Origin of the sequence: Nitrobacter sp. 62-13 (assembly GCF_001896955.1) — a bacterium.
In the GTDB taxonomy this organism is placed as follows: domain Bacteria; phylum Pseudomonadota; class Alphaproteobacteria; order Rhizobiales; family Xanthobacteraceae; genus Nitrobacter.
The window spans coordinates 1-4013 of record NZ_MKRN01000134.1; the positions used below are offsets into that span (position 1 = coordinate 1).

Annotated in this window: 3 protein-coding genes; 1 reads left to right on the forward strand and 2 read right to left on the reverse strand. The window is 64.9% G+C overall.

Features of this window, described 5'->3' with window-relative positions; genetic code table 11:
- Positions 1–116 precede the first annotated feature (116 nt).
- Together BGN91_RS10110 and BGN91_RS10115 are read right to left on the reverse strand one after the other, a co-directional pair.
- Positions 117–758, reverse strand: a complete 642-nt coding sequence (locus tag BGN91_RS10110) for a glutathione S-transferase family protein (RefSeq protein WP_292612761.1) — start codon at positions 756–758, stop codon at positions 117–119.
- Positions 759–856: 98 nt separating this feature from the next.
- Entirely contained in the window at positions 857–2236 is a 1380-nt protein-coding gene (locus tag BGN91_RS10115) for a PLP-dependent aminotransferase family protein (protein WP_292612763.1), read from the reverse strand.
- A gap of 314 nt (positions 2237–2550) precedes the next feature.
- Here BGN91_RS10115 and BGN91_RS10120 point away from each other — a divergent pair, with 314 nt between their 5' ends.
- Positions 2551–3942, forward strand: a complete 1392-nt coding sequence (locus BGN91_RS10120; RefSeq protein ID WP_292612765.1) for an aminotransferase class V-fold PLP-dependent enzyme — start codon at positions 2551–2553, stop codon at positions 3940–3942.
- Positions 3943–4013: the final 71 nt, after the last annotated feature.

Here is a 4013-nt window from a genome sequence, read left to right on the forward strand (position 1 = left end):
GCTCCGTAGGATTGTTCGGACGCTCGGGCATTCCTACACAAGCGCCTCGGAACGCCTTGATTGGCAAACGAGAAGACTTCAACGACGGATGAGAGGTGTTCGTCCGGCGGGCTGGGTTACGCCACCCTCAGCTCTTCATATGAGACCATCACATGTTCGATGAATGCCGGACGCTTCGTTAGTGCATCATAGTATTGCTTCACGGCTGGATGCTCACCGCGGGGGATGTCGATATCAAAATATCGAAAGAGAACATGACCGAACTGGACGTCAGCGAGAGTGAACTCGGAGCAGGCAAGGAACGCATGATGTTCGAGCTGCGCCTCGGCGATATCCAGCTTGACCTCGAGAGCGCGCAGTGCGGCGCGGATAGCCTCCTCGTCGCGGTCCGCTGGCGCGGTTCGCACGACCCGCCAGAACACCGGCGCGGTGAAGTTCAACGCGATGTTGATCTTCGACCACTCCGCCCACTTATCGATCCTCGTGCGATCGTCGAGGTCTGCCGGCCAGAAGGGACCAGTCCCATAGCGAGTTGCCAGGTAGCGGAGGATCGCGCCGGTTTCCCAGAGCGGTTCGCCATCGCCGTCCTTGAGAACAGGCACGGTGCCATTGGGATTGAGCGCCAGAAATCCGGGTGTGTCGTTTCCGCCGTAGCGGTGCCCCACATCGTGTCGCCGGTAGGGCAGCCGCAGCTCCCCGATGCACCACATCAGTGCTTGGACATTTGACGATGTCTTGCGGCCCCAGACCTCAAGCATTCGGCATCAATCCTTTGGTCAAAAAGCGTAGCGGCAAGTATGCCATCGTCCAGCCGCGCAATCGCAATCCGTCTGCCAGCCTGTGAGCTGCCGAGGGATCAGACGAGCGCGCGCGTCTGATGGCCGACGTCGCTTTGGAGCGCTTGTGCGACGACGGTCAGGGCGGCTTCGAGCGCAACAAGATCAGGCGCACCGCCGAGGCAAACGCGCAGTCCGGAAATCTTGTCGGGAGCGACGATCGGCGCGTCGGGAGGCGTCAGTTCGACGCCCGCGCGGAGCGCTCGGCCAGCGGCCCGCTCGGCGTCGAGTGCAGACATCGGAATCCACACGTGGATGCTTTGCTGCGATCCTGGCGGCGTCATCGCACTACCCAAAATCCGTCTCGCGACATCGCTCCTGGCGAGAGCGTCCTGCACGATCTGGTCTGCAATGAGATCGGCCGTTCCGTCCTCGATCCACTGGCTGAACACGAGGGCGCCGAGCGCCGGCGGCGCGTATCCGATCGCGCGCACATGGTGCAGAATCTGCTCCCTGATTGCGCTCGTCGGGGCGCGGAGAAACCCGAGGCGGAGGCCTGGCGAAAATGCCTTCGAGATCGTGGCCACGTGAATCGTGCGGTCAGGCGCGAGTTCGGTGAAGGTCGGAGGCCTGTCCTCTGGCGCTGCGATGGCCCGATAGGCTTCGTCCTCGACGATTAGCAGGTCGCGCTTGCGCGCAATCGCCGCGATCTGCTTTCGGCGTGCCGCGGTCATCGTGATCGTGGTCGGATTCTGCAACGTCGGAATGGTGTAGACCACGCGCGCGCCGGTTTCGGCGATCGCTTTCTCCAGCGCCGCGGGCTTCAACCCCCCGGCGTCGAGGTCGACGCCGTGGAGACGATACGGCACGACTTCGGCAAGCGTCTTGACGCCGTAGAACGTGGCGGCCTCGCAGAGAATCGTCTCGCCAGGACGCGCGATTGCACCGAATGCGAGCGCGAGCGCATGCTGGCCACCGTTGGTCTGGATGATCTCGGCGGGATCGATGGCGACGCCGTGCCGGGATTGGAGCCATTGGCCGCCGATCCGCCGCACGCTCTCAAGGCCCTCCGGTGGGGCATATTCGGCTGCCAGCGCGAGATCGGACCTGCGGCGGAGCCGGGCGAGCGCCTCGGCGAAGTGCCGTGGTCCAGGTCCACCTGCGGGAAGATTGAGGGCTAGGTCGACCGGACCGTTCGAGGCCGCTGCACCATGCGAGCGGCCGGCGACGAAGGAGCCGCGGCCGACATGCCCGACCAGCAGACCGCGGCGCTCGGCCTCTCCGTAGGCCTTGGTGACAGTCCCGATGCTCACGGAGAGCGCGTGCGCTAGGTCCCGGTGCGGCGGAAGGCGAGTCCCGGACGGCAGTGCACCGTCCCGGATGTCCTGCTCAATCGCGTCGGCGATGCGCTCGTAGAGCGGCGCCTCGCCGGAAGGAACGATAGGCTTCCAGACAGGCATAGACGGTCCTCTTCATTGTAATGCGTGACAATATCACGTTTGACTCCCGCGACAACAGGACATTATCTCGTTGTCATGGACGTCACCGCTGCAACTTCTCTCGATGCGTTTCCGTGGGTAAACGTCTTTGCGTTCACCATCGCGGCCGCGTTCGTAACACTCACTCCGGGCGTAGATACGGCGCTGATCGTTCGTACCGCAGCGGGGTCGTCCGGGCGCCGCGCCATAGAGCCGGCCTCGGAGTGGATCGGACGGTGGGTGCCGTCTTCATCTCGTTCGGATTGCGGCTCGCTTTCGACCGGAGCCAATAGCAGATGGATCAAGTTGTTAAGCCCGAACTTCTGGCCGATGCCGCGCAGCGTGCACAGCGCTATCTCCGCGGTGTTACGGCGCGGCGGGTTTCGCCCGATATCGAGGCATTGGAAAGGCTTGCCGAGCTTGGCGGACCGTTGCCTGACCGCGCGACAGCCGACGAGGAGATCTTGCGTCTCCTCGACGAGGTTGGCTCGCCCGCGACGATGGCCTCGGCTGGCGGTCGCTACTTCGGCCTCGTGATCGGCGGCGCGCTTCCTGTCACGGTCGCGGCGAACTGGCTCGCGACCGCCTGGGATCAGAACGCCGCGATGCGACTGACGTCACCCGTCGCTGCGCAGCTCGAGGACATAACGCTTGAGTGGTTGAAACAGCTCTTCGAATTGCCCGGCAGCACCGGCGGCGCCTTCGTGACGGGAGCTTCGATGGCGAGCTTCACGGCGCTTGCCGCCGCGCGCCAAGCGATCCTTGCTCGCGCGGGCTGGGACGCCGGCGCGCGCGGCCTTTTCGGCGCGCCGCCGATCCGCGTGGTGGTGGGTGACGAGGTGCACGTAACGGTGCTGAAGGCGCTCACGCTGCTTGGGTTTGGAAGGGACACGTTGGTCAGGGTGCCGGTCGACGGTCAGGGTCGGATGCAGGCAGACGCTTTGCCTGCGCTCGACGATCGGACGATCGTCTGCATCCAGGCAGGCAATGTGAATACCGGCGCCTTCGATCCCGCGGAGATGATTTGCCGGCAGACGAAAGCGGCCGGGGCGTGGGTTCATGTGGACGGCGCCTTCGGCATGTGGGCTGCATGCGCGCCGCGCCGCGCTCACCTGACAGCGGGCGTGCCGCTTGCCGACTCATGGGCTACCGACGCGCACAAGTGGCTGAACACACCTTACGACTGCGGGATCGCGCTGGTCCGCGAGCCCGAGCATCTTCGCCGGACGATGACCGCGAGCGCGGCCTACCTCCATGCCAGTGACCAACGCGAAGCGAGCCAGCTTAACCCCGAGCTGTCGCGGCGAGCCCGCGCGGTTGAAGTCTGGGCTGCTATAAGGTCTCTCGGAAGAGACGGCATCGCTGATCTCGTCGAAAGGACGTGCAGCCATGCCTCGAGGCTCGCCGCGCGGCTGTCCGCCGCCGGCTTCGCGGTGCTCAACGACGTCGTGATCAACCAGGTCCTCGTTGCCGGCGAAAGCGACGAGGCCACCGACCGGATGATTGCCGAAATTCAGCGGGACGGAACGTGCTGGTGCGGCGGAACGACCTGGCAAGGCCGCCGCGCTATGCGCGTCAGCGTCTCAAGTTGGGCGACGACGGACGAGGACATGGAGATGAGCTTCGATGCGATGATGCGGCTCGGCCGCGCCGCCGGCGCCCTCGGACGAAGCCCCTCGTTGGCGTAGGCTGCGGGAAGCGACGCCGCTGTGTGTCTTCATCCGACTGTTTGCTCGGTCGAGAGGCGGGCGGCGTAGAA